General features: G+C 72.6%; 24 protein-coding genes. 10 read left to right on the top strand and 14 right to left on the bottom strand.

All coding sequences use genetic code 11. From position 1 onward, the window contains the following. Window positions 1–49: 49 nt before the first annotated feature. The gene (locus OHU34_RS14255) at window positions 50–736 is read right to left on the bottom strand and encodes a spermidine synthase (protein ID WP_142266146.1); all 687 of its coding nucleotides are present in this window, start codon (window positions 734–736) and stop codon (window positions 50–52) included. A 215-nt stretch (window positions 737–951) separates the two neighbouring features. Here OHU34_RS14255 and OHU34_RS14250 point away from each other — a divergent pair, with 215 nt between their 5' ends. Further along, window positions 952–1,782 carry a rhomboid-like protein gene (locus tag OHU34_RS14250; RefSeq protein WP_405766653.1) on the top strand — a complete coding sequence of 277 codons (831 nt, stop codon included), beginning with the start codon at window positions 952–954 and terminating at the stop codon, window positions 1,780–1,782. A gap of 39 nt (window positions 1,783–1,821) precedes the next feature. On the opposite strand, the gene OHU34_RS14245 is transcribed toward OHU34_RS14250, so the two are convergent. Then, window positions 1,822–2,841, bottom strand: a complete 1,020-nt coding sequence (locus OHU34_RS14245) for a DUF5954 family protein (protein WP_142266148.1) — start codon at window positions 2,839–2,841, stop codon at window positions 1,822–1,824. A gap of 131 nt (window positions 2,842–2,972) precedes the next feature. Then, window positions 2,973–3,629 carry a GNAT family N-acetyltransferase gene (locus OHU34_RS14240; protein ID WP_405766652.1) on the bottom strand — a complete coding sequence of 219 codons (657 nt, stop codon included), beginning with the start codon at window positions 3,627–3,629 and terminating at the stop codon, window positions 2,973–2,975. 191 nt (window positions 3,630–3,820) lie between these two features. On the opposite strand from OHU34_RS14240, the gene lon reads away from it, so the two are divergent. Continuing rightward, window positions 3,821–6,235 (top strand): endopeptidase La, encoded by a 2,415-nt coding sequence (gene lon / locus OHU34_RS14235; RefSeq protein ID WP_142266150.1) that lies wholly within the window; start codon window positions 3,821–3,823, stop codon window positions 6,233–6,235. A 168-nt stretch (window positions 6,236–6,403) separates the two neighbouring features. Then, entirely contained in the window at window positions 6,404–6,904 is a 501-nt protein-coding gene (locus OHU34_RS14230; protein WP_142266151.1) for a MarR family winged helix-turn-helix transcriptional regulator, read from the top strand. Window positions 6,905–6,926: 22 nt separating this feature from the next. Here the strand turns inward: OHU34_RS14230 and OHU34_RS14225 are convergent, their stop codons facing one another. Further along, window positions 6,927–7,718: a hypothetical protein gene (locus OHU34_RS14225; protein WP_142266152.1), complete on the bottom strand. Its 792-nt coding sequence runs from the start codon at window positions 7,716–7,718 to the stop codon at window positions 6,927–6,929. A gap of 368 nt (window positions 7,719–8,086) precedes the next feature. Here OHU34_RS14225 and OHU34_RS14220 point away from each other — a divergent pair, with 368 nt between their 5' ends. The 5 genes from OHU34_RS14220 to OHU34_RS14200 are packed head-to-tail and all read left to right on the top strand — an operon-like array spanning window position 8,087 to window position 13,743. Further along, a complete protein-coding gene (locus OHU34_RS14220; protein WP_405766648.1) occupies window positions 8,087–10,912 on the top strand; it encodes a nitrate- and nitrite sensing domain-containing protein in 2,826 nt (941 codons plus the stop codon). Then, entirely contained in the window at window positions 10,909–11,412 is a 504-nt protein-coding gene (locus OHU34_RS14215; RefSeq protein WP_054239956.1) for a hypothetical protein, read from the top strand. The genes OHU34_RS14220 and OHU34_RS14215 overlap by 4 nt, the downstream gene beginning before the upstream one ends. Further along, window positions 11,409–11,840 (top strand): DUF742 domain-containing protein, encoded by a 432-nt coding sequence (locus OHU34_RS14210; protein WP_142266154.1) that lies wholly within the window; start codon window positions 11,409–11,411, stop codon window positions 11,838–11,840. The genes OHU34_RS14215 and OHU34_RS14210 overlap by 4 nt, the downstream gene beginning before the upstream one ends. Continuing rightward, window positions 11,821–12,465 carry an ATP/GTP-binding protein gene (locus OHU34_RS14205; protein ID WP_054239954.1) on the top strand — a complete coding sequence of 215 codons (645 nt, stop codon included), beginning with the start codon at window positions 11,821–11,823 and terminating at the stop codon, window positions 12,463–12,465. Before OHU34_RS14210 ends, OHU34_RS14205 begins: the two co-directional genes overlap by 20 nt. A gap of 24 nt (window positions 12,466–12,489) precedes the next feature. Beyond that, complete coding sequence (locus OHU34_RS14200; RefSeq protein ID WP_142266155.1) at window positions 12,490–13,743, top strand: styrene monooxygenase/indole monooxygenase family protein; 1,254 nt, start codon at window positions 12,490–12,492, stop codon at window positions 13,741–13,743. Here the strand turns inward: OHU34_RS14200 and OHU34_RS14195 are convergent. From OHU34_RS14195 to OHU34_RS14180, 4 genes are all read right to left on the bottom strand, one after another. Beyond that, the gene (locus OHU34_RS14195) at window positions 13,716–14,975 is read right to left on the bottom strand and encodes an NlpC/P60 family protein (protein WP_405766645.1); all 1,260 of its coding nucleotides are present in this window, start codon (window positions 14,973–14,975) and stop codon (window positions 13,716–13,718) included. The two genes, OHU34_RS14200 and OHU34_RS14195, sit on opposite strands and share 28 nt — an antisense overlap. 103 nt (window positions 14,976–15,078) lie before the next feature. Continuing rightward, on the bottom strand, window positions 15,079–15,429 hold the full coding sequence (locus OHU34_RS14190; protein WP_405766643.1) for a hypothetical protein: 351 nt from the start codon (window positions 15,427–15,429) through the stop codon (window positions 15,079–15,081). A 14-nt stretch (window positions 15,430–15,443) separates the two neighbouring features. Then, the gene (locus OHU34_RS14185; protein WP_142266157.1) at window positions 15,444–16,094 is read right to left on the bottom strand and encodes a TetR/AcrR family transcriptional regulator; all 651 of its coding nucleotides are present in this window, start codon (window positions 16,092–16,094) and stop codon (window positions 15,444–15,446) included. A gap of 46 nt (window positions 16,095–16,140) precedes the next feature. Then, window positions 16,141–17,079 carry a diiron oxygenase gene (locus OHU34_RS14180; RefSeq protein ID WP_230194684.1) on the bottom strand — a complete coding sequence of 313 codons (939 nt, stop codon included), beginning with the start codon at window positions 17,077–17,079 and terminating at the stop codon, window positions 16,141–16,143. A 119-nt stretch (window positions 17,080–17,198) separates the two neighbouring features. Here OHU34_RS14180 and OHU34_RS14175 point away from each other — a divergent pair, with 119 nt between their 5' ends. Next, a complete protein-coding gene (locus OHU34_RS14175; RefSeq protein WP_142266159.1) occupies window positions 17,199–18,113 on the top strand; it encodes an ADP-ribosylglycohydrolase family protein in 915 nt (304 codons plus the stop codon). After that, window positions 18,110–18,232, top strand: a complete 123-nt coding sequence (locus OHU34_RS14170; RefSeq protein ID WP_268827180.1) for a hypothetical protein — start codon at window positions 18,110–18,112, stop codon at window positions 18,230–18,232. Before OHU34_RS14175 ends, OHU34_RS14170 begins: the two co-directional genes overlap by 4 nt. Before the next feature lie 98 nt (window positions 18,233–18,330). On the opposite strand, the gene OHU34_RS14165 is transcribed toward OHU34_RS14170, so the two are convergent. The 6 genes from OHU34_RS14165 to OHU34_RS14140 form a co-directional block, all read right to left on the bottom strand. Beyond that, a complete protein-coding gene (locus OHU34_RS14165) occupies window positions 18,331–18,861 on the bottom strand; it encodes a DUF3291 domain-containing protein (protein ID WP_142266160.1) in 531 nt (176 codons plus the stop codon). A 45-nt stretch (window positions 18,862–18,906) separates the two neighbouring features. Then, window positions 18,907–20,364, bottom strand: coding sequence for a penicillin-binding protein 2 (locus OHU34_RS14160; RefSeq protein ID WP_142266161.1), 1,458 nt, complete (start codon window positions 20,362–20,364; stop codon window positions 18,907–18,909). Continuing rightward, entirely contained in the window at window positions 20,361–21,932 is a 1,572-nt protein-coding gene (locus OHU34_RS14155) for an FtsW/RodA/SpoVE family cell cycle protein (protein ID WP_230194681.1), read from the bottom strand. The genes OHU34_RS14160 and OHU34_RS14155 overlap by 4 nt, the downstream gene beginning before the upstream one ends. A 62-nt stretch (window positions 21,933–21,994) precedes the next feature. Further along, entirely contained in the window at window positions 21,995–22,768 is a 774-nt protein-coding gene (locus tag OHU34_RS14150; RefSeq protein ID WP_405766636.1) for an SH3 domain-containing protein, read from the bottom strand. A 70-nt stretch (window positions 22,769–22,838) separates the two neighbouring features. Next, a complete protein-coding gene (locus tag OHU34_RS14145; protein ID WP_142266163.1) occupies window positions 22,839–24,143 on the bottom strand; it encodes an ATP-binding protein in 1,305 nt (434 codons plus the stop codon). After that, a complete protein-coding gene (locus tag OHU34_RS14140) occupies window positions 24,140–24,949 on the bottom strand; it encodes a hypothetical protein (RefSeq protein ID WP_142266164.1) in 810 nt (269 codons plus the stop codon). The genes OHU34_RS14145 and OHU34_RS14140 overlap by 4 nt, the downstream gene beginning before the upstream one ends. Window positions 24,950–25,002 lie beyond the last annotated feature (53 nt).

Raw genomic sequence — 25,002 nt, 5'->3', positions numbered from 1 at the left:
AAATGATCGGCGTCAGGGGTGCAGCGTACGGGGAGTCACCACGGCTTTGCTATCCAGGTCGGACGGCAAGATGTACGACGTCCGGCACGCCTCGGGCAACCGGGATCTCTTCGGTACGCACCTGTTGGAACCCGGCATTCCCCATGGTTCCCTCGAATTCCGGAGAGGGTCGGGCGGACCACACGGCCAGTACCCCACCGGGTCTCAACACCCGTGCGCAGCTTGCGAGTCCGGCCGTGGAATAGAGGCTGTCGTTGCCCTCGGTGACGGTCCAGTCGGGCCCGTTGTCGATGTCGAGACATACCGCGTCGAACGTGTCGCATGTCTCATTGACGTAGTCGAGCAGATCCGCTTCGACGATCTTCGACCGGGGGTCGGCGAGCGCGTCCCCGGAGAGGGCGGCCAGCGGGCCGTCGAGGTGCCAGTCGATGACGGCGCGCTCGCGCTCCACGACGGTGACGGCGCCCCAGCGGGGATCGGCGGCGGCATGCGCGAGGGAGAAGCCGACGCCGAGGCCGCCGATCAGCAGATCGGGCGAGAGGCGGCCGTCCAGCGCGTTCAGCGCGGCGTCGACCAGGAGCCGCTCCGAGCGGCCGTCCGAGGTGTCCATCAGGAAGCAGCCGTTCGCGATGATCTGGAGCAACTCCCCGTGCCGGCGCAGGACGACCTCACCGTAGGGGCCCTCGCGACGGTCCAGCACTTCGGGCGCGTCGGGGATGTCGTACGGGATGGGCATCGGCCCATCCTGGCACTTCCCTGACGGTTTGTTGAGGGATTTCCGTGGGCGGCGGATGAGATTGACGTACAGCCGTTCGGAAGGGGTTCGGAGTCGCTGCTGAGCGGCTTCGGGGCGGGTGGGAACCGGCTGGGGAAAGTCTCGGAGCTTGCTGTGAATCGGCTCGGGCGTGGTGTCGGTCACAGACAGCGGACCGGCGCGGCGCGAAAGGTGGGGTGGAACGGAAGGAGCGCCGCACGGTGGAACGCACGGCCGCACCCACGAGCCCGCCGCTGCCCGACGTCCGCGGGCTGCTGGACGGCATCCCGGGCCAGCGCCCGCCGCCTCGCGGCCGGCCGCCCGCCGAGCCGCCCGCCGAGGCGGCCCCCCGCCGCCGGTACCGGGTCCCCGTCCCGTTCACCCTCTCGTACGCGGCCGTCCTCGCCGGCACCTCCTTTCTCACCGCGCACGTCGGCCCCTCCCTCGTGCACGCCCTGCACCAGGGCTCCAGTACCGATGTCGCGCATCTGGTCCGGACACCCGTGCTGGTGCTGGTGGCCAGCGCTCTCTGGGTGGCGGGCGGCCTCGCCTCCCCCTTCACGCTGGGCTTCCTGGCCGTCCTGACGACGCTGGAGCGGCGCATAGGCGGCGTCCGTACGGCCGTCGTCTTCCTGTTCGGGCATGTCCTGGCCACCCTCGCGACCGAGGTGCCGGTTGGCCTGGCCGTGCTCGTGGGCCGCCTGCCCGAGAGTTCGCTGCACCGCCTCGACTACGGCATCAGCTTCGGTGTCGCCGCGAGTGTGGGCGCCCTGGCGGGGCTGCTCGGGCCGTGGCTGCGCTGGCCGCTGCTCGCCGCCTTCGGCGGGATGCTGCTCCAGGAGCTGATCGCCTTCACCGACCCGATGACGAACTGGGGACACCTGATCGCGCTGGGGATAGGTGTCGGCACCTGGCCGTGGCTCCGCCGCCTGCCGCGGTCCCGGCCGCTTCGCCCGGCGCCGACCGTCAGCCCGGCGCTGACCGTCATTCCGGCCGCTGACGGTCACTCCGGTCACTCCGGCCGCTGACGGTCACCGCGGCCGTCGGTCGGTGCCGGTCGCTGCCGGTCAGTCGTCGTACTGGACCGTGCCGTCCGTGTGCAGGGTCGGGTGGAGCTTCATCGGGCCGTACTCGTCGAGGTCCGACGGGCGGGGCGGCTCGGGGCCGTCGGGCCCCAGGCGGACCATCCGCTCGACGCGGCAGATCCGGAACAGGCGGTCCTCCACGCTGGCCTCGTCGGCCCGGCCGGCCGCCCGGAACGTCTCCGCGGCCCGCGCGTACAGGGCCTTCTTGTGTTCGTCGAAGCGGTAGAGCATCGCCCAGACGCGGGCCATCCCCTCGTACAGCGAGCGGCGCGCCTCGTGCGGGGTCGCCGCCAGGGACCCGCACGGGGTCCAGTCGGACCCGTCGCGTTCGGCCACCGAGAAGCCGACCGGCAGCCGCACCACGTCCGGGTGCGTCCGGGCCGCCCACTCGGAGTCCGCGCGCACATCGGGAGGGAAGCGGTCACCCGTGTACGTGAAGTCGCGCAGGCCCAGCCGGAGGGCGCCCGCCATCGGGCCCTCGTCCCGGTCCGGGTCCAGGACGTACCCCACGTCCGGCGACGGGGCGGTGCCCGGGTCCTCCCACGACGGGCTCACCGGCTCCAGGTCGGTGGGCCGGGGCGGCTCCAGGCCGTCGTCGCCGGTCCGGGCGAACTCGTCGCCGCGCACCACCCGGTAGCGCACGCCCAGCGCCTCCACCTCGTCGGCCGGGGCCCGCTCCAGCACGGCCACGGCCGCCAGCAGCTCGCGCCGGGCGGCCGGGTCGTCGGTGTCGTCCTTCGCCCTGAACCACAGGTGCGAGTTGAGCCCGTCCCGGGCCTGCTGGGGCATGCCGTCCACCACCGGCTTCAGCAGCCGCCAGCCCGGCTCGGCGGCCGTCCGGTCCCGTGCGGCGACACCGAAGACGGGTCCGCGCAGCGCGATCTGCGGATAGCGGCGCGAGGCCTCGACGGCGTCGGCCTCCGTCACCCAGGCGACGGGGTCGTCACGGCGGACCAGGTCGGCGTGGAGGGCGTCGAGACGTCGCTTCCAGTCATCGGTCATACGCGCATTGTGGTCGGGTCGGCGGGCGACTTCGGGGTGAATGCCGGAAGTGGGCGGGGTACGGAGAGGGGGCGCGAGGGGCGTGCCCCGTCGTGCGGCGGCGAAGGGTGCGCCCTCCCGGCCGCCGGACGTCACCCCCGTGCGTCTCCCGTGAACTTCGCGCTGGTCAGCGATGACTCGACGCGCCAACCCAGTGACTCGTACAGTGCCCGCCCCTGCGGTGTGGCTCCCAGTACCCCGGTCCGGGCGCCCTGCGTGAGCGCCGCGTGCTGCAGAATCCGCATGACGAGGGCGCCGAGCCCCCGGCGGCGGTGGCCGGGGGAGGTCTCGATCCGGTCGACGACCGCCGTGCCGCCGGTCGGGGCGATCTGGCCGCGTGCGGCCAGAGAGCCGTCCGGTGCGACGATCATGGTGCGGGTCACGCCGCCGCGCGACCAGGTGCGGGTCCGGTAGCCGTCGGGGGCGGAACCCGGCGCGACGTCGGGGAGCGCGGCGGTCATCAGGAAGCCGGGCTCGGGGTCGATCCACCAGCCGAACCCCAGCCAGGGCCCGACCGCCGCGGGTTCGGCGAACACCTTCAGCCACACGCCGGTCCCGGTCACCGCGCCCGCCACCTTCCGGACGGCCGGCTCCGACACCGCGCTGTCCGTCGAGCCGAACACGTGCCGACTGACGTGCTGGACCCCCGTTCCCACGTCGACGGTCCAGCCCCACGGCTCGGCCACGGGGGGAGCCGCCCCGCGGGACACGACCCACCCGTCCACCCATGCCTGGACGAAACCATCCACAGGAACCCCCCCGAGAGTGGCTCGGTAAGAGCCGTACGGCTTGTTGAACCATTACCTCCGACCGTAAGGGCGAAGTCGCCCACCGTGGCAGTCGTGATCGCCCACAGCGAACGGGTCGCCTCCCGGGGAACATTCGGAGACTCACGTGCATTGAGTCGGCATAGCTCAACTTGACTGCCTAAGGGGAGATCATGGCATCGACGTCCGCTCCGCTCACCCTGCCTGTGCTGCCTCTCGACGACGAGGTCGTGCTCCCCGGCATGGTGGTTCCGCTGGACCTCAACGACACCGACGTACGCGCCGCTGTGGAGGCCGCCCAGGCCGCCGCCCGTTCAACACCGGGCAAGCCCCAGGTACTCCTGGTGCCGCGCCTCGACGGGACCTACGCGAGCACCGGTGTGCTCGGCACCGTCGAGCAGGTCGGCCGGCTGGCCGACGGCGATCCGGGCGCGCTGATCCGCGGCCGCGGCCGCGTGCAGATCGGTGCCGGCACGACGGGGCCCGGCGCGGCGCTGTGGGTCGAGGGGACGAGGGTCGACCAGACCGTCCCCGAGCCGCTGCCCGGGCACGTCGCCGAACTCGTCAAGGAGTACAAGGCGCTCGCCACCGCCTGGCTGCGCAAGCGCGCCGCCTGGCAGGTCGTCGACCGCGTCCAGGCCATCGACGACGTCTCCGCGCTCGCCGACAACTCCGGTTACTCGCCGTTCCTGACCACCGAACAGAAGGTGGAGCTCCTGGAGACCGCCGACCCGGTGGCCCGTCTGAAGCTCGCCACCCAGCAGCTGCGCGACCACCTCGCCGAGCAGGACGTCGCCGAGACCATCGCCAAGGACGTCCAGGAGGGCGTCGACAAGCAGCAGCGCGAGTTCCTGCTGCGGCGCCAGCTCGAGGCCGTGCGCAAGGAGCTGCGCGAGCTCAACGGCGAGCAGGAGGGCGAGGAGTCCGACGACTACCGCGCCCGTGTCGAGGCCGCCGACCTGCCCGAGAAGGTCCGCGAGGCGGCCCTCAAGGAGGTCGACAAGCTGGAGCGGTCCAGCGACCAGTCGCCGGAGGGCTCCTGGATCCGCACCTGGCTGGACACCGTCCTCGAACTGCCGTGGAACGAGCGCACCGAGGACCGGTACGACATCCAGGGCGCCCGCGCCGTCCTCGACGCCGAGCACGCCGGTCTGGACGACGTGAAGGAGCGGATCACCGAATACCTCGCGGTGCGCAAGCGGCGCGGCGAGCGCGGCCTGGGTGTCGTGGGCGGGCGGCGCGGCGGTGCCGTGCTCGCGCTCGTCGGCCCGCCCGGCGTCGGCAAGACCAGCCTCGGCGAGTCCGTCGCCCACGCCATGGGCCGCAAGTTCGTCCGCGTCGCCCTCGGCGGCGTCCGCGACGAGGCCGAGATCCGCGGCCACCGCCGTACCTACGTCGGCGCGCTGCCCGGCCGGATCGTGCGGGCGATCAAGGAGGCCGGGTCGCTGAACCCGGTGGTGCTCCTCGACGAGATCGACAAGGTGGGATCCGACTTCCGGGGCGACCCGGCGGCCGCCCTGCTGGAGGTCCTGGACCCGGCGCAGAACCACACGTTCCGCGACCACTACCTGGAGGTGGAGCTCGACCTGTCGGACGTGGTCTTCCTCGCCACCGCCAACGTGCTCGAAGCCATCCCGGAGGCCCTGCTCGACCGTATGGAGCTGGTCCGCCTCGACGGCTACACCGAGGACGAGAAGGTCGTCATCGCCCGCGACCACCTGCTCCCGCGCCAGCTGGAGCGGGCGGGCCTGGACAAGGACGAGGTGGCCCTCGACGAGAGCGCGCTGCGCAAGCTCGCCGGCGAGTACACCCGCGAGGCGGGGGTGCGCACCCTGGAGCGGTCCATCGCGCGGCTGCTGCGCAAGGTCGCGGCCCAGCACGAACTGGGCGAGCGGAAGCTGCCGTTCACCATCGGGGACGAGGATCTGCGCGCTCTGATCGGCCGGCCGCACCACGTGCCCGAGTCCGCCCAGGACCCGGCCGAGCGCCGGACCGCGGTGCCCGGTGTCGCGACCGGTCTCGCGGTCACCGGCGCCGGCGGAGACGTCCTCTTCGTCGAGGCGTCGCTGGCCGACCCGGAGACCGGCGCGGCGGGCCTGACCCTGACCGGTCAGCTCGGCGACGTGATGAAGGAGTCGGCGCAGATCGCGCTCAGCTTCCTGCGCAGCCACGGCGCCGAACTGGAGCTGCCGGTGGGCGACCTGAAGGACCGGGGCGTGCACATCCACTTCCCGGCGGGCGCGGTCCCGAAGGACGGCCCGAGCGCGGGCGTCACGATGACGACGGCCCTCGCCTCCCTGCTGTCCGGCCGGCTCGTCCGCACGGACGTGGCCATGACCGGCGAGGTCTCCCTGACCGGCCGGGTCCTGCCGATCGGCGGCGTGAAGCAGAAGCTGCTCGCCGCGCACCGGGCGGGCGTCACCACCGTCGTCATCCCCAAGCGCAACGAGCCCGACCTGGACGACGTCCCGGCGGAGGTGCTGGACAAGCTCGACGTCCACGCCGTCACGGACGTCCGCCAGGTCCTGGAACTGGCGCTCGCGCCCGCCACGAACGGCGCGGCGCCGGAGGTTCCGGTCGCGGCGTGACGGACGCGTCCGGAGAAGGGAAGGCCCGGGTCCCGTGAGGGAGGCCCGGGCCTTCCCGGTTCCGCCGCGGACCCGCAACGGGGTCCTGGGAAGCGCAGCCGGTCCCTGCCTGCGAAATACTCAAGAACTGCGCCGATGGCGGCGACCGGCGAGATCAGGGGTGCTGACGTGCACGAGGACACAAACGGCGACGGACGCGACAGCGGGTCCGACACGTCGTCGCGCGGTGTGGAGCAGGGCGACCGGGAGTTCCTGTCCCTGGAGCGGGAGCTCACGGTGCTGCTGCGCCGCGCCCGCGCCAACCAGGGGGAGATGGCCCGTGAGGTCCACCCGGACCTGGAGTCCGCCGCCTACGGGCTCCTCGTCCGGCTGGAGGAGTGCGGCCGCCAGCGCGCCACGGAACTCGCCGGCTACATCGGTGTCGGCAAGGCCACCATGTCCCGCCAGCTGCGTGCCCTCGAGCAACTCGGGCTGGTCGCCCGCGCGCCGGACCCGGCGGACGGCCGCGCCTGGCTCGTCGACCTCACCGAGGAGGGCCGCACCCGGGTGAGGCGGGTCCGCGAGGCCCGCCGCGAGCGGTACGTCACGCACTTCTCGGACTGGGACCGCGGAGAGGTCTCGGAGCTGGCCCGGCTGCTCCACCAGCTGAACCGGGGGATGGAGAAGTAGCGCCGAGGGCACGGCCCGCCCGTCAGAGCTCCACACACACCACCGTCGCGTCGTCGTGCGTCTTCGCCCGGCCCAGCAGCGCCCGGCCGGCGGCGTCGTCCGCCCGCTCCAGCGCCCGCACCCGCTCCACCAGCGCCTGCGCGCCCTCCTCGCGGACGAGGCCGAACAGGTCCGTCCAGTCGCCCTCCCGGAAGAGCTCCGCCCAGCGGGCGGCCCCGTCCGACAGCGCGGCCAGCGAGCGGACCTCCGCGCGCGGCGCGCTCGCGGTGACCGCGCGGGCGGCCACCCCGGGGTCGGCCGCGGCCGTGAAGAACCCGCCCTCCTGGTTGCGGAGCGTGCCGTCGACGACCTCGGCGCTCCGCAGCAGGGCGCGCGGCAGACGGGCCAGCCGGTCGTCGCGGACGGGGGTGACCGTGCCGTCCGGGGCGGTCAGCAGCAACGTCGCGTCGCACAGGACCAGGTATTCGACGGTCCGCGGTGACCAACGCGCGAGGACCACGGTGGCCTGCGGGGTGCGCGGGTGAGAAAGGTCACAGGTTTCCGCATGGGCCCCGGCGGTACGCGCGATGGCAAGGGCGAGCGCCTCGGCCAGGGGAACATCCGGGAGTGAAACGGTCAGTTCGGTCAGGGCGCCGCCGAGTCGCGCGGTGAACCAGGGGACCGAATGCAGACAGCCGGCGCCGTCCGGGGGCGGTGTCACCCCGTCCAGCAGGACGAGCGAACCGCCCTGTCCGGAGGCGGGAAGTCCGATGCTCGCGAAGTCCTCGTTGGGGCGGGCCCGGTCGCCGGCCTCCGACACAAGTTCCGTACGCATTCGGACAGTCTGCACGACCCCTTCACAGCCTTCGCGAAAGGCTGGCATCGCACCCCGAACTTACGTACCACCGCAGGTCAGGCGCCTGGTTTGGGTAGGAATGAAGCACTCCGGGAATACGTGGCGGCGAATACTGTCAAAGCCCGCCGCCCACGTCCAACCGGCCTGCCGGGCAAGGCCGCTGCACGCGCCAGAGGAACTTGCCCGCCAACTCTCTCCCGATGTTCACTCCTTCGGGTGGCGGGGCAAGCGATGCGAGGCCCCTGCCCACCGGCACTGGGAGGGTCGGAAACCGTACCGGACGTACGCGCCAGTTGACGGGGCGTCACATCCGGCCCATGGCACACGAGTCAGGAATGCGAGCACCGGTGCAGAAGACGCGGCCTCGGCGTACAGGCAGGCAGACGGCCTCCGAGGGGGGCGCGGAGCGCACCCCTGTCGGCAAGGGCCGTCCCACCCATGTACGCAACCGGCTGATCGTCGCGGTGGCCGTCGTGGCCGCCGCCGTCGCCGGGGCGGGCGCCCCCTCGATCCTCGCCGCCTCAGGGCAGCTGAAGGACTCCCAGGACCTGGTCACTCTGGCCGAACAGACCCAGGACGCCCTGGCTCTCGCCCAGTCCCTGGCGGACGAGCGCGACGAGGTCACCGCCTACGTGGCGGCCGGCCGGGTGAAGTCCAAGGCGCCCTCGGCCCAGGGCAGCGCCCGGGTGGACCGGCAGGCGGGCGAGCTGACCGCCGAGACGGACGTCTCCGCGGCGCTGCGCGAGGCCCTCGCCTCCGTGCCGTCCGTGCGCCAGTCGGCCCTCACCGGCAAGAGCACCGCGCTCCAGGCGCACGAGGCGTACTCCCGGGCCATCGCCGCCCTCCACGTGCTCGTCGACCGGCTGGCGGAGGAGATGCCGCCCCGCGCGGGCTCCGGCGCGTACGCCCTCGCCGAGCTCGACACCGTCGTCCAGCAGGCCTCCGCGACCCGGGGGCTGCTGCTCGCGGCGCTGAACGTGCCGACCAGCACCGAGACCGAATACGACCCCGTCACCGGCCGGTCGGTCACCGAGAAGGTCTCCTCGGACGCCGACACCAAGCAGCGCGACGCGCTCACCGCCGCCGCGCAGCAGGCCCGGCTGCGCTCCGACGCGGCCCTCGCCGACTTCCGGGAGGGCGCGTCGCAGGAGACGGTGGCCTCGTACGACTCCACGGTCACCGGCGGCGACGTCGACACCGCCGAGGCCTACCTCGCCGCCCTCACCGACCAGCCGAAGCTGAGCGGCGACGAACTCGACACCAGCGTCAAGAAGCTCGACGCCGCGCTCTCCGCCCGGGTCGACCTGATGCGCGGGGTCGAGTCCTCGCTGTACGGGCACCGCGCCGAGGACCTGGCCCGGATGCGGGACGACGACGTCACCGACCTGGAGCTGCGCGTCACCCTCCTCGGGGCCCTGATGCTGCTGACGGTCGTCGTCGCCACGGGCATGGCACGCAGCCTCACCCGCCCGCTGTCCGTCCTGCGCCGGGGATCGGCGCGACTGGCGGGGGCCGAGCACCCGGCGGCGGAGGAACCGGTCCGGTTCACCGGCCGCAACGACGAGTTCGCCCAGGTCGTCCGCTCCGTCAACGCCCTGCACGAGCACGCCGTGGCGCTCCACGAGCGCGTCGGCACCCTGGAGTCCGATCGCAAGCACCTCGTCGGGCAGCGCCAGCGGATGGCCGACGCCCGCGAGGAACTGCGCACCGAACTCGCCGACTCCGCGGCCCAGCTGGACGGCCTGCGGGACAGCATCGGCGGCACGTTCGTCAACCTCGCCCTGCGCACTCTGGGCCTCGTCGAACGCCAACTGGCGGTCATCGAGGGGCTGGAGGAGCGCGAGCAGGACCCCGACCGGCTGGCCACGCTCTTCAAGCTCGACCACTTCGCCACGGTCATGCGCCGCCACAGCGAGAACCTGCTGGTCCTGGCCGGTACGGAACACGTCCAGCAGCACGCGGGCCCGATCCCGCTGGTGGACGTGGTCCGCGCGGCGGTCAGCGAGATCGAGCGGTACGAGAGGGTACGCATCTCCGCGCTCCCGCCGCACGCGCACGTGGCGGGATTCGCCGCGGACGACCTCTCCCACCTGCTGGCCGAACTCATGGAGAACGCCACCTCGTTCTCCCCGCCGGACCTGCCCGTCGAGGTCTCCGGCTGGCTCCTGGAGAACGGCGAGGTCATGCTCTCCGTCCAGGACGAGGGCATCGGCGTGGCCGAGGACCGGATGAGCCGCCTCAACGCCCGCCTCGCCGAGTTCGACCCGCAGACGCCGTACGACCAGGAAGGCGAGGAGGGCCTCGGCCTCGGCCTGTACGTGGTGGCCCGGCTCGCCCACCGGCACGGGGCGCGGGTGCGGCTGCGCGAGCAGAAGCAGGGCGGGGTGGCGGCGGTCGTCGTCCTGCCGACCGCGCTGCTCGCCGCGGCCCCGGCCGCCGCGATCCCGGTGACGAACCCGGCGGCCACCCCCCAGTCCTTCTCGCTGCCGGGCGCCGACGCCGAAGCCAACTCCAATGTCCTGCCGGGCCGTAAGCCCGCGGACCCGCTGGTCGCGCTGGCCGAGAGGGCGGTACGACAGGCGGAGACCCCGGCCGGGACGCCCACGCCCACGCCGACTCCGGCGGAACTCCCGGCCGAGACGCCCGCCGAGACGACGATGGAACTGCTGCTGCCGAGCCCGCAGGGCGAGGACGCGGCGGACGCCGGGGAGACCGACGGGGCGGGGGAGACCGACGGGGCTGGGGAGCAGAGCGCCGCCGTCATCGCCCCCGAGCCGGCCACCGCCGACCGCGCGGACATCCCGCCGGGCCCACCCGTACCCGACGAAGCGCGTTCCGCGGGCGAGGCCGAGGCCGAACACGCCCGCACACCGGACGCCCCGGAAGAGCTCGTCACGGACAAGGGCCTCCCGAAGCGCACTCCCAAGATCACCGCACCCACCCAAGCCCCGCGCCAGCGGACCGGTTCCGTCGACGCGGACGCCCTCCGCCGCCGTCTGGGCGGTTTCCGCCGGGGAGCGGAGGCCGGCTACCGCGACGTGGAAGCCGAAATCGCCGAACGGACGGGCCAGAACCAGGTCCCGTCCCCCGAAGCAACTCGAAAAACAACTCAAGAAGCACGCGCACACGCCGAAGAAAGCACGGGGGGCACAGTCGAGGAGGCAAGCAGTTGACCGCGCCCAGTACCTTCGGACTGAGCAGTGAAGCCCGTAACCTGCACTGGCTGTTGACCAACCTCGTGGAGGAAGTACCCGGCATCCAGTCCGTCGCCGTCGTCTCCTCGGACGGGCTGCTCCTGCTGTCCTCCGACCCGGGCCGCAACCTGGAGGCCCGCGAGGCCCGTGAGGCGAAACCCTCCGGCCCGCGCGGCTCCTCCGCCGATCTCGCCACCATCGTCTCCGGCATCGGCAGCCTCACCATCGGCGCCGCCAAGCTCATGGCCTTCGGCGGGGTCAGGCACACCATGGTCGCCATGGACGAGGGCAGCCTCTTCGTCATGTCGATCAGCGACGGCTCGCTCCTCGGCGTGCACGGCTCCGCCGACTGCGACATGAGCGTGGTGGCGTACCACATGGCCCTCTTCGTGGGCCGTGCCGGACACGTCCTGACCCCGGAACTGCGCAGCGAGCTACGGCAGTCACTGGAGTCCGAGGAGACGGGGGGCGTCCGATGAGCGCCGTCCCGAAGCAGCCCCGCGGTGACCGGCAGCAGCTCCCCGTGCGGGGCGGCGACCGCAAGCCGGCCCGGGTGCGCCCCTACTCGCTCACCGGCGGCCGTACCCGCTTCGGGCACGTCCTGCTGGTCGAGACCTTCGTGGCGGCCCTCGACGCCCCCGAAGAACGCAAGGAACTGACGAACGGGTCCCTCAAGTCCACGGTCATGCCGGAACTGCGGGCCATCGTCGAACTGTGCCGCCGTATGCGCACGGTGGCCGAGATCGCCGCGCTGCTGAAGATGCCGCTCGGCGTGGTCCGGGTGCTCCTCAGCGACCTCGCGGACCAGGGAAAGATCCGTGTGTACGGCACCGGTACCGCTCACGGTACGGGCCGTCCCGACCGCGCTCTGCTGGAAAGGGTGCTGAGTGGACTCCGTCGTCTCTGACGCCGCTCGTGGCGTCTCCCCCTTCGTCGAGGCAGAACCCGACGAGCCCCTGCAGCCCTGGCAGACGGACCGCACCCGTGCCCCCATCGCCACGAAGATCGTGGTGGCGGGCGGTTTCGGCGTCGGCAAGACCACCCTGGTGGGCACCGTCTCGGAGATCGAGCCCCTCCAGACGGAGGCGCTGATGACCGAGGCCAGCGAGGGGACCGACGACCTCACCGGCACCCCGGAGAAGGTCACCACGACGGTCGCCATGGACTACGGCCGGCTCACCCTCGACGACGACCTGGTGCTCTACCTGTTCGGTACGCCGGGTCAGCAGCGGTTCTGGTTCATGTGGGACGACCTGGTGCGCGGCGCGATCGGCGCGGTCGTGCTGGCCGACACCCGCCGGCTGAAGGACTGCTTCCCCGCGCTGGACTACTTCGAGAGCTGCGGGCTGCCCTACGTCGTCGCCGTCAACCACTTCGACGGCAGCGAGGCGTTCGAGCCGGCGGACGTGCGGGAGGCGCTGACGATCCCCGCGCACATACCTGTCATGATCATGGATGCGCGGCGCCGGATCTCGGTGATCGAGACCCTCCTGGCCCTGGTGGGCCACGCGCTCGACGAAACCCCCGAGTAAGGCCCTTCAAGGAGAGTCCCCCGCATGCGGAAGATACTCGTCGTCGGAGCCGGCCAGTCCGGTCTCCAGCTCGCCCTCGGCCTCCAGTCGCACGGGTACGAGGTCACCCTGATGTCGAACCGGACGGCGGACGAGATCCGCTCCGGCCGGGTCATGTCGACGCAGTGCATGTTCCACACCGCCCTCCAGCACGAGCGCGACCTACAGCTGAACTTCTGGGAGCAGCAGGCCCCGAAGATCGGCGGGCTCGGCGTCTCGGTGGCGGCCCCCGGTTCGCACGACCCGGGCCCGACACAGCGCGCGATCGACTGGCTGGGCAGGCTCGACGGGTACGCGCAGTCGGTCGACCAGCGGGTGAAGATGGCCGGCTGGATGGAGACGTTCGCCCAGCGCGGCGGCCAGCTGGTGATCCACGGCGCGGCGGTCTCGGACCTCGACTACTTCTCCCGCGCCTACGACCTGGTCATGGTCTCGGCCGGCAAGGGCGAGCTCGTCCAGATGTTCGGCCGCGACCCGGAGCGCTCCCCCTACAGCGAGCCGCAGCGCGCCCTCGCCGTCGCCTACGTGCACGGACTGGGCCCGCGCCCGGAGCACCCGGACCTGGACGCGGTCCGCTGCAACCTCGTCCCCGGCGTCGGCGAACTGTTCGTCATGCCGACGCTCACCACCTCCGGTCGCGCGGACATCCTGTTCTGGGAGGGCATACCCGGCGGCCCGCTGGACGTCTTCAAGGGCGTCAAGGACCCGGCCGAGCACCTCTCCCTGACCCTGGAGCTCATGGAGAAGTTCACGCCCTGGGAGTACGCGCGGGCCACCAAGGTCGAACTGACCGACGCCGGCGGCACCCTGGCCGGCCGCTACGCGCCCACCGTCCGCAACCCCGTCGGCCGCCTCCCCGGCGGCGGTCTGGTGCTCGGCGTCGCCGACGTCGTCGTCGCCAACGACCCGATCACCGGGCAGGGCTCCAACTCGGCGTCCAAGTGCGCGGCCGCGTACCTCTCCTCGATCCTCGAGCGCGGCGAGAAGGAGTTCGACGAGGAGTGGATGCGCGCCACCTTCGACCGGTACTGGGACACCGCCCAGCACGTCACCAAGTGGACCAACGCGATGCTGGCCCCGCCGCCGGAGCACATCATCAACCTGCTGGGCGCGGCCGGGCAGCTGCCTCCCGTGGCTGATCGTTTCGCCAACGCCTTCAACGACCCGGCCGACTTCGAGAACTTCTTCTACGAGCCCGAGAAGACCGCGGCCTACCTGGGTTCGGTCGCGGGGGCCTGAGCAGAGGCCTGAGCAGAGGCCCGAGCGGGGCTCTTGACGGGAGCCCGAGCGGGAGCGGGCGGCGCGTCCGGGCGTACGGCTCCGAGGACCGGTTGGGCCGCGATCTCGGTGATCTTGACCTGCTCGCCGGTTCGCGGCGCCTGGACCACCTTGCCCGCGCCCAGATACATCGCGACATGGGTGGCCTCGGGGAAGTAGATCACCAGGTCGCCGGGGCGCAGCCGGGTCAGCGGGATCCTCGGCAGGCGCGCCCACTGCTCCTCGCTGGTCCGCGGGATCGGTGTCCCGGCGTGCCCCCAGGCTTCGGACGTCAGGCCCGAGCAGTCGTACGACCTCGGGCCTTCCGCGCCCCACTCGTACGGCTTCCCGATCTGCCGTACGGCGTACCGCACGGCCTTCTCGCCCTCCTTCGACGGCTTGCGGTCCTCGTCGAGCGCGCCGGAGGCCATGAGCTTCTCCTGCGCCCGCGCCACGCTGTCCCGTTCCAGTTCGGCGAGGGCGGTGAGTTGCTCGGCGGTGAGGGAGGCGAGGAGTTCCTCGACGTCGGCCAGGCGCCGGGTCACGTCGTCACGCTCCTTCTTCCGGCGTTCGGTGAGGGTGAGCTGTTCGTCGAGTGCGGCGCGGGCCTTGCGGGCCAGCCCGTCGGCCAGACGTTCGCCGCTCGCCAGCCGTCCGACCGTCCCGGCCCGTTCGCGCGCCAACTGGCCGATCAGATGCCCCTGGTCGAGGGCGTGCTGCGGATCGCGGGCGAGCAGCAGGCGTACGTACGGGGAGATGTCGGTGCTGCCCTGGTACTGCTGGCGGGCCAGCCGTCCGGCGGCGCCCCGGCTCCGGTGCAGGGAGAGCCGGGCCTTCACCAGGGCGGCGTCCAGCCGCCCGGTCTCGGCCCGCCGCCGCTTCAGCTGTTCCTCGGTGGCGTTGAAGGCCTCGGTGGCCCGTTCGGCCTCCTGGTACAGCCGCTGAAGCTCCGTCAGCAGTTCGGCGACGGTCCGTTCTTCGTCGTCCGGGTCGTCCGGGTCGTCCGACTCGGCCGCCGACGGTTCCTCCGGGTCCGGTGTCTCCGGTTTCCCCGGCTTCCCCGGTGTTTCCGGCTTCGCCGGTGTCGTCACCGTCCGTTCGCCGGGCTCCGGGGGCTCCGGTGCCGCCACGGCGAGCCCGGGGCCCAGGACGGCCTGTACGGCGAGCGCGGCCGTCGCGACCGTACAGGCCGGACGCAGCAGTCTTCCTGACACGCCATCACCTCCGCTGCGGGGTGGCCCCTCCATCCCGTAGGGCGAGCATCAGGCGCGCGTGCGCGGCCCGCGCGCTGGAGGTGCGCGGTTCGGCGCAACGGGGTCACTCGTCGGCGTCGTCCCGCCGTCCGCCCGGCGTGGCGTCGGGCGTGGCGCCGGACGTGGTGCCGGGTTTCGACCACGGCCACTTCAGTCCGCCCGGGCCGCCGCTCCACCTGCCCGCGCCCTTGTCGCCCTCGGTGGCGAACTCGTACTTCCAGCCCTGGGGCAGTCCGAGCTTCCTGCTGTGGCCGCGCGGCACGCGCCGGTAGACCAGGACGGTGGGCGGGCCGCCGGCCGCGTCGGGGACGGGGATGCGGTACGTCTTCGGCGGGTGTCCGGTGGGGCCCAGCAGCACGGGCAGCACCCGGCCGTCCATGGGGCCGCCCTCGAAGGGGGTGTCTTGGCTCTTCACCGCACCAGTGTCGATCAGGTCTCGGCCGCGAGCGCATCCCGGACCAGTTCGGCGGTCTGCGCGTCCCGCGCCGCGGTCACCGTGAGGACGGCGACGAACTGGTCCACCAGCCAGTCCCGCAGCTCGTCGGCGGGCGGCTGCTTGTCCTCGTCGAGCCAGATGAGGGAGGCCGCCTCGACCGCGGTGATCCACATCCGTACGGTCATCCGGAGCCGCGGCCCGGGATCCGGGACCCCCAGGTGGCTGTAGATGTGCTCGGCGGCGGCCCGCCGTACGCCGTCGACGATGGCGGTCGTCCGGGACGTCTCGACGACGCTGCCGCCCTGGAGCAGGGCACTGAAGCCGGCGTCGTGACGGCCGACGAACGTCAGGTAGCGGTCGAGGGCGCGGGCGAGGCGGGGGAGCAGCGGGCCGTCGTGGGGCTCGTCGAAGCAGTGGTGCAGCTCCTCGGCGGCGGAGCGCAGGGCCGCCTCGTAGAGCTGCTGCTTGCCGCCGGGGAAGTACCGGTAGACGAGCGGCCGGGACACCCCGGCGGCCTCCGCCACGTCGTCCAGCGAGACGTCCTCGGGGACGCGGTGCGCGAAGAGCGAGAGCGCGGCCTCGAGCAGCTGGCTGCGGCGCTCCTCGACGCTGAGGCGACGGTAGGCGGGGGCGGCGGGGGTCATGACGTGCAGCGTAATCGCCCTCCCCCGCCCCGTGCCCGCCGCCGGGTCACGCCAGCAGTCCGGACGACCTCCACAGCCGCCGCCCGACGCCCCGCAGCACCCCGATGTCGTCCAGGAAGTCCGTCAGCTTCTTCGATCCCGTCTGCATGACCTCCCGCCGGTGCCCGCTCGCCCGCACCTGCGCCACGGCCTCCCGCCGGTCCAGGCCCACGTTCGTGTAGACGTCCGGATTCACGAACGCCACGGAGAACACCCGCGCGAACTCGCCCGACGTGACCCTGGTGAACTCCTGGGACCACTTCGGCGCCGTCATCATCTGGCGGCGCAGCTCCTCACGGGCGTAGCGCACGTGCCGGGCCTCCTCCACGACGTGGATCCGGGTGACGCCCCGGACCAGCGGCTGGACCCGCTCGTCGGGGAAGGTCAGCCGCTGCATCCAGTCGAGGACCTCCTCGCCGAGCAGGGTCGCGGTGAAGGAGCCGGGGGTCGTGGAGATCGTCTTGAACAGCCGGCCCAGGTTCTGGTGGGCGCGGCTCACCGGGTAGTAGGGCGTCCCGCCCTGGGTGATCAGCCGGGCGAACATCTTCGAGTGCCGGCACTCGTCCTCGATCTCGGTCAGCGCGTACCGCACGTGCGCGCTCGTCGCCGCCTTGTCGTAGATGTGCCGGACGAGCAGCTGCATGAGGATCAGCTCGAACCAGATCCCGAGCGAGGCGAGCGCGGCGGCCTCGTGCCGGGACAGCAGGATCCGCTGTTCCTCGCTCATCCGCCGCCACATCGGCGTGTCGTACAGCGACACCAGCTCCGGCGGCCAGAACCACTTGCCCTCCTCGAAGGGGGCGTCCCAGTCCAGCTCCTTGTCGGGGTCGAACGAGTGCTTGGCGGAGGACGCGAGCAGCCGCTCGGCCACCTGCTCCCGGTCCTTGAGCAGGCCCAGCGCGTCCCGCAGCCCTTCCAGCGCGTCGGCATCGGTGAGGGTCGTCATGGCTCTTATGAGACTGCTTGTCAGCAAGGCCGTCAATCCCTCACGCACCATTTATTGATCCGGGTCCCGAACGGGTGTCTGCGAGAATCGGCCCCCACGAGCCCTTGGGGGGAACCGACTTGAGCTCCGCGCACGGAAACGACGCCGACCGCGCCGCCGCCCGCCGCAGTCTGGAGGGCCTGGCCCTCGGGGACGCGTTCGGGGAGCGCTGGTTCCCGCTCTTCCGGGATCCCCGGCAGGCGTACGAGGAGGTCCGCGCCCGCCGGATGCCCGAGGAACCGGACTGGCACTGGACCGACGACACGGCGATGGCTCTCGGCCTCGTCCGGGTGCTCGACCGGTACGGGGAGGTGCGGCAGCGGGAACTCGCCCTCGCCTTCGCGCTCGGTTTCGACGCCGACCCGGCCCGCGGCTACGGCCACGGCATGCACCAGCTGCTGCCGCGACTGCTCCAGGAACCCGACCGATGGCCCGAGTTCAGCCGCGAGCTCTTCGGCGGTGAGGGCAGCCTCGGCAACGGGTCCGCGATGCGGGTGGCGCCGCTGGGCGCCTGGTTCCGCTCCAGTCTTCGCCGGGTCGTCGAGCAGGCCACCCGCTCCGCCGAGGTCACCCACGCCCACCCGGAGGGCATCGCGGGCGCGGTCGCCGTGGCGGTGGCGGCGGCGCTCTCCACACGTCGGCAGTTGAGCATCGCCGCGGTGGCCGAGCTGACCCCGGACAGCGCCACCCGCGACGGCCTCGTCCGCGCCGCCGAACTCCCCTTCACCACCGAGCCGTGGAAGGCCTCCGACCTCCTCGGCAACGGTCAGCGCATCCGCGCCGACGACACCGTGCCCTTCGCCGTCTGGTGCGCCGCCCGCCATCCCGACGATCTCGTCGCCGCGCTGTGGGCCACCGCCGAGGGCTTCGGCGACGTCGACACCACCTGCGCCATCACCGGCGGCATCGTGGCCGCCCGCACCGGTGTCGACGCCGTCCCCGCACCGTGGCTGGAGCGCCGGGAACCCCTGCCCGGGACGGCGGGGCACGGATGACCGCGGAGGTGCTTCCCGCCTACGTCGGGGACGTCGACGGCAACGAGATCGACTGCGGCCACAACAGGCCCCGGCCCGGCGGCCCGTTCCGGATCGCGCTTCCCTGGTCCTGGTTCTAGTCCCCAGTCCCCAGTCCCTGGCCCCTCGGCCGGGCCGAAGGCGGCGGGGGAGCGGCCGGTCCGATCGGCTGGTCCGCCCGACGGGACCGGCCGACCGGCTAGACCGAGCAGCCCAGGTCCTCCGGTACCGAGAACGTCGTCGGCTCCGCGCCCTGTGCCGGGAAGGCCGTGCGCAGGCCGAAGGCATACGGGGTCGGGCCGTTCGCGCGCAGATGGAGGAGGCGGGACTCGGCCTCCGCGACGGTCGGGCGGTGGCCCGCCGGGACCCACCACAGGGCCGTCATCGCCTCCGCCACCCGCTCGAACCACTCCCGGCGGCGCGAGAGCAGCTCGCGGTGCTGCCCCTGGTACATGAACGTGGTCAGGGCGTCGATGTCCCGCCACACCGTCATGTTGATGATCAGCCAGGAGTCCCCGAAGACCTGGATGTCGGTCGCGTCGCCCCCGTCGGACTGGAGCCGCCAGACATAGCCGTCCGCCGCCTCCGCGGTGGCGTTGACCGGGTCGAGGGCGTCCACGAAGTCCTTCAACTCCGGTGAGTCCAAAGGAAACTTGAGGCGCGAGATGTTGACCTGGGCGAGTTCGAAAGCGGCGGTACCGGTGACGTTCTCAGCGCTCGTGTCAGTCATGAGCGAACCGTAGGACGCCCCTGTGCGGTCCCGGTACCCCCCGTCTCACGACTTGAGCACCGCCTCCATCACCGCCCGGGCGATCGGCGCCGCCATCCCGCCCCCGGTGATGTCCCCGCGGCGGGCCGACCCGTCCTCGACCACCACCGCGACCGCCACGCTCGGCTCCATGTCCCGCTCGCCCCGCGCCCAGGAGACGAACCAGGCGTACGGGATCCCGGCGTTGCCGAGACCGTGCTGGGCGGTGCCGGTCTTGCCGCCGACGACCGCGCCGGGGATCGCGGCGTTCGTGCCGGTGCCCTCCCGCACCACGTCCACCATCAGCTCCCGCATCAACCGCGCCGTCGAGGGGTGCATCGCCTGGCGGGACGGGCGGGAACCGGCCGTGGCCACCGTGGCCCCGCCGCGCCGTGTCGTCCGCTCCACCAGGTACGGCGTGCGCACCTGCCCTCCGTCGGCCACGGCCGCCGACACCATCGCCATCTGCAGCGGGGTCGCCCGGGTGTTGAACTGGCCGATCGAGGACAGCGCCAGCTGCGCCTGGTCGAGCGAGGTGTCGAAGGTGCTCGGCGCGACGGCGAACGGGATCCGCACGTCCGCGTCGTTGAAACCGAACGCCTGCGCCGTCCGGGTCATCCGGGCCAGGCCCGTGTCCACGCCGAGCTTCGCGAACACCGTGTTGCACGACCACTCGAAGGCGTCCCGCAGCGGCGCGTCCTCGCAGCCGGGGCCCTCGTTCGTCAGGCCCGTCGTCGTCCCGGGCAGCCGGTAGGGGGCGGGGGAGTCGGTGGCCGCGTCGAGGTCGGTGATCACCCCCGCGTCCAGTGCCGCCGCCGCGGTGACCACCTTGAACGTCGATCCCGGCGGATACGTCTGGCGCGCCGCCCGGTTCAGCATCGGCTTGTCCGGATCGCCGTTCAGCCGCACCCAGGCCCGTTCGGCCGCGGCGTCGTTCCCGGACAGCACGGCGGGGTCGTACGAGGGACTGGACACCAGCGCCAGGACCCGCCCCGTCGACGGCTCCACCGCCGCCACCGCGCCCTTGCGCCCGCCCAGCCCCTCGTACGCGGCCTGCTGGGCCCGGCGGTTCAGGGTCGTCACCACGTTGCCGCCGGGCGGCCGGCCGTGCGTGACGTCGTTCCACAGCGGGAACGGCGAGAGCATCGGATCGGCCCCCGAGAGCACGTCGTCCCCGGTGTGCTCCAGGAACGTCGTCCCGTACACCTGCGAGGCGAAGCCGGTCACCGGCGCGTACAGCGGCCCGTCGCGGTAGGTGCGCTCGTAGCGCAGCTGCTCACCGGTGTCCCGGGAGCCGGTCACGGGGGTGCCGTCGACCAGGATGTCGCCGCGCGGCTGGGCGTAACGGGCGATGGAGTCGCGCCGGTTGGCCGGGTTGTCGTCGTACCTGCCGGACTGGACGACCTGCACGCGCAGGGCGTTGACCAGGAGCGCCACCAGCAGCAGGGCGCAGAACGCGGCGGCGTGCCGGATGTGCCGGGTCAACCGGGCCTCCGTGGGTCCTCGTCGTGGAGTGGGGCGGGGGGAGAGGCGAGAGGTAGGGCGTGGGGTGGGTCGTGGGGTGTGGGGTGCGGTGTGCCGTGCGGGGTTTGGCGCGGCGCGTCGTGGGCGGCGTGGCGCGGCCGCCTCGCGGAGTCGCTCACCCGGATCAGCAGCGCCACGATCGCCCAGTTGGTCACGACCGAGGAGCCGCCCTGCGCCAGGAACGGCATCGCCATGCCGGTCAGCGGGATCAGCCCGGTCACCCCGCCCGCGATCACGAACACCTGGAGCGCCACGATCGAGGCGAGGCCGGTCGCCAGCAGCCGGCCGAAGGGGTCGCGCAGGGAGAGGCCTGCCCGGTAGCCGCGCTCCACCAGCAGGCCGTAGAGGAGGAAGAGGGCCGACAGGCCCACCAGGCCCAGTTCCTCGCCCGCCGTCGCCAGGATGAAGTCCGACTTCGCGGCGAAGCCGATGAGGACGGAGTGGCCGAGGCCGAGCCCGGTGCCGGACATCCCGCCGGCCGCGAAGGAGAACAGCGACTGCGCGAGCTGGTTGGGACCCTCACCGGCCTCGATCGTCGCGAACGGGTGCAGCCAGTCCTCGACCCTGCTGTGCACATGCGGCTCCAGGCGGCCGACGGCGACCGCGCCGAGCGAGGCGAGCAGCAGCCCGACGGCGATCCAGCCGGTGCGGCCGGTGGCGACGTAGAGCATGACGACGAACAGCCCGAAGAACAGCAGCGACGTGCCGAGGTCCCGCTCCAGCACCAGCACGCCGACGCTCAGCAGCCAGATCGTGACGATCGGACCGAGGACGCGCCCGGTGGGCAGCTGGAGCCGTTCGAAACGCCAGATCTTGCGGCCCGCGTACGCCAGCGCCGTGCGGTTGGCCGCCAGGTACGAGGCGAAGAACACCGCCAGCAGCACCTTCGCGAACTCGCCCGGCTGGATGGAGAACCCGGCGATCCGGATCCAGATACGGGCGCCGTTCACGGCCGGGAAGAGGATCGGCAGTGCGAGGAGGGCGAGGGCTGCGACCACACAGACGTACGCGTACCGCTGGAGCAGACGGTGGTCGCGCAGCGCGGCGACGACCATGATGAACAGGGCCACCCCGAGCGTGGACCACACCAGTTGGGTGGGTGCCGCCCGGTCGCCCGGCGTCTCCAGGTCGAGCCGGTAGATCAGCACCAGGCCCATCCCGTTGAGCAGTACCGCGATGGGCAGGAGCAGCGGGTCGGCGCAGGGGGCGCGCAGCCGCACCGCGAGGTGCGCCAGCAGGGCGAGCACGCCGAGCCCGGCGCCGTAACCGGCGGCGCCGGGCGGGACGGTGCCGTCCTTCGCGAGGCCGACAGCGCAGTAGCCGTACACGGAGAGCAGCACGGCCAGGACGATGAGGGAGAGTTCGACGCCTCGGCGCCGGGGGAGGAGCGCCGCGGGGGCGGGCGCGTCGGCCGCCGCCACGGTGGTTCCGGCGCTGGCGGTGCCCGCACCGGCTCCTGCTCCTGTCCCTGTTTCCGCCCCGGCTCCCGTCTCCGCTCCCGTCCCTGGTCCGACTCCGGCTTTCGTCATGCCCGGAACCTACCCAAATATGACCCCTTGTGGGCCTTGGATGCTTTCGTGTCAGTGGCGGATCAGCACCAGCGAGGTGCCGTCCCGATGGTGTCGATGTAGCGCGCCGAGCCCCAGGCCCAGGTGCCGTCCGTGAGCAGGTACCAGAGGGAGTTGCCCTGGACGTTCTGGCCCGGGGTCTTGCAGAAGATCGAGACGATCTCGCCGCGATGGGCCACACGGATCACCTGGCTGGCTCGGGTGGGCGCGCTGCGCAGGAGCAGTTCGCTCGCGGTGACGCGCCCGCGGTAGCGGCGGGAGTCGTTGTGGTTGCCGTTGCCCGACTGCCAGTCACCCCCGTCGGACTGCCAGTTGGTGTCGCTGCCGCCGGACTGCCAGTCACCCCCGCCGGACTGCCAGCTTCCGTTCTGGTTGCCTTGGCCGCCGCCTTGGTTCTGGTTGCCTTGGCCGCCGCCGTGGTTCTGGTTGCCTTGGCCGCCGCCTTGGTTCTGGTTGCCCTGGCCTCCACCGCCGGCCTGGTTGCCTTGGCCGCCGCCTTGGTTCTGGTTGCCTTGGCCGCCGCCTTGGTTCTGGTTGCCCTGGCCTCCACCGCCGGCCTGGTTGCCTTGGCCGCCGCCCTGGTTCTGGTTGCCCTGGCCGCCACCGCCGCCCTGGTTCTGGTTCCCTTGGCCCTCTCCCCCGCCCTGGTTCTGCCAGTCGGACGAGCCGTCGTCCTGGGTGGTGAGGCTGTCGCCGTCCCAGTCGTCGGCGATGGCCGGGGCGACGGCCGCGGTGGCGGCGAGGGTGCCGGCTGCGGTGAGTATGGCGAGGCGGGTGAGAGCGGTGCGCAGGGGCATGGCGATACCTCCATGAAGAGGGTGAAGCTGACTAATCGCCACATTAGGATCGGTTCGCGCGTGTCGCCCGTCACGCTGCGCCATCGGGGAGGCCGCTCCTGGCCGGAGGCGTCTGAGGGAGCGTCAGTGTCGCCACCGCGCCACCGTCCGGCGCGTTGGTGAACGTCAGCCGAGCGCCCAGCACCTCCGCCTGTCCGACCGCGATCGTCAGCCCGAGCCCGTGCCCCTTCGCCCCGCCCTCGGTACGGAATCGCTGCGGCCCGTGCGTGAGGAGGTACTCCGGATAGCCGTCCCCGTGGTCCCGAACGGTGACCACGGGCCCGTCCACCGACAGCACGACGGGCGACCGCCCGTGCCGGTGAGCGTTGGCGAGCAGGTTCCCCAGCACCCGCTCGAGGCGCCGCCGGTCGGTCTCCACGCGCGCGTCCCGGACGACCGTCACCTCGGTGCCGGTCGCCGAGGCCCCGGAGGTGCCCGAAGCCTCCGCCGTCCGCACCACGCGGGCCGCCAGCGCGCCCAGCTCCTCGTCGTCCAGCTCCAGCCGCTCCCGCCCGGTGTCCAGGCGGGAGATCTCCAGCAGGTCCTCCGTCAGCGTGCGCAGCGCCGCCACCCGGTCGCGGACCAGCTCCGTCGGCCGCCCCGGCGGCAGCAGCTCCGCCGCCGCGTGCAGCCCGGTCAGCGGAGTGCGCAGCTCGTGCGCCACGTCGGCGGTGAACCGCTGCTCGCTCAGCAGCTTGCCCTGGAGCGAGGACGCCATGGAGTCCAGCGCGACGGCGACGGCCCCCACCTCGTCCTGCGGCCGGCCCGGTTCCTTCGTGCGGGGGTCGTCCACGCGCGCGTCCAGGTCGCCGGCGGTGATCCGCCTGGCCACCTGCGCGGTGGTGTGCAGCCGCCGGGTCACCCGGGTGACCGCTACGGCGCCGACCAGCAGCGTCGCGCCGATGGCCAGGATCGACGACCACAGGATCGCGGTGTCGAGGGCCTCGATGGTGCGAGCGCTCTGCGAGTAGTCGACCGGGACCGCGAGGGCCCGCGCACCGTCGACGGGACCGGCCGCCCACATCGTCGCGCGCCCCTGGTGGTCGGCGACCATCGTGCCGCGCTCGCCGGCCAGCGCCAGGGCCCGCAGCGAAGCGGGCAGGCCCGGCGGATCGAGGCTCGCGCCCCACTCGAGGGTGTCCCCGGCCTCGAACGCCGCCGTCGCGTCCTTCAGCCGGGAGAGCGCGAGGTCACGGGCCTGTCCGGCGGTCTGGTTCGTCACCGAGACATGCACGAGTACGCCCAGCAGTGCGGCCAGCGCACAGCACATCACCGTGATGAAGACGGCGGCCTTCGCGGCGAGCGTGCCGGCCCACGAGGGGAACGCGAGCCTCATCGGCCGCTCGCCGAAGAAGAGACGGAAGAGGAGGCGGCCGGGGACGGGGTCGGGGATGCGGAAGCGGTCGAGGTCGGCGACGCGGAGGGGTGGGGTGAGTACTTCCGGCCCCCGGTGCGCAGCATCTCGTCGTGCGTGAGCAGCATCGCCCGCTGCTGCTGGTCCCATGTCCACTGGAGCCGGTACTCGTAGCCCGCGACCTCCGACGGGGCCCGGATGATCACGGACCGTCCGGCCAGTTCGACCCCGCTCACGGCGTCCTCGTAGGCCATGACCTGGACGAGTCTGTCCTTGCGCACGGTGTACACGCGAACGGCGGTCAGATTGCCGGGCAGCTGCCGGAAGCCCAGTGTCAGGTCGTCGTGGCCGTCGCCGGTGAGGTCCCGGTAGTACGCCTTGAGCACCGGGCACCGGCTCCCCGCCGCCCCGCTCCTGCCGCAGTCGGCCATCCGGCGGGCCGTCTCGGCGTACGTTCCCTGGGCGTAGTCGCCCGGATGCGTGGTGATCTCCTCGCGGACGACCGCGACCGGGTCCACCTTGCGGATGTCGCCGCCGGGCACCTTGATGGTCTTCACCACCTCGGTGTCCACCTCGCCGATGTCGAAGGCGGGACTGGAGGCGGGGGTCAGATCCGGCCAGAGCTTGTCCGGGCTGATCGCGGTCGGTGTCGCCCCGGCGCCCTGAAGCTCACCCGCGTCACCGCAGCCCACCGCGACCGAGGCCAGCATGACGACGGTGGCGGCGGCGAGCGCCCGCCGGGCGGGACGGGAGAGGCGGAAGGGGCGGGAGGGACAACGGCGGGGCACGGGACTCCTGTGACTCCTCTGGAGATACGACGGTGTCAGGCCCGTACACCTTA

It is taken from the genome of Streptomyces sp. NBC_00080 (genome assembly GCF_045041255.1).
GTDB lineage: Bacteria > Actinomycetota > Actinomycetes > Streptomycetales > Streptomycetaceae > Streptomyces > Streptomyces coriariae.
Note: the sequence above shows the minus strand (reverse complement) of the source record. Positions and strands in the feature narration are given on the sequence as shown.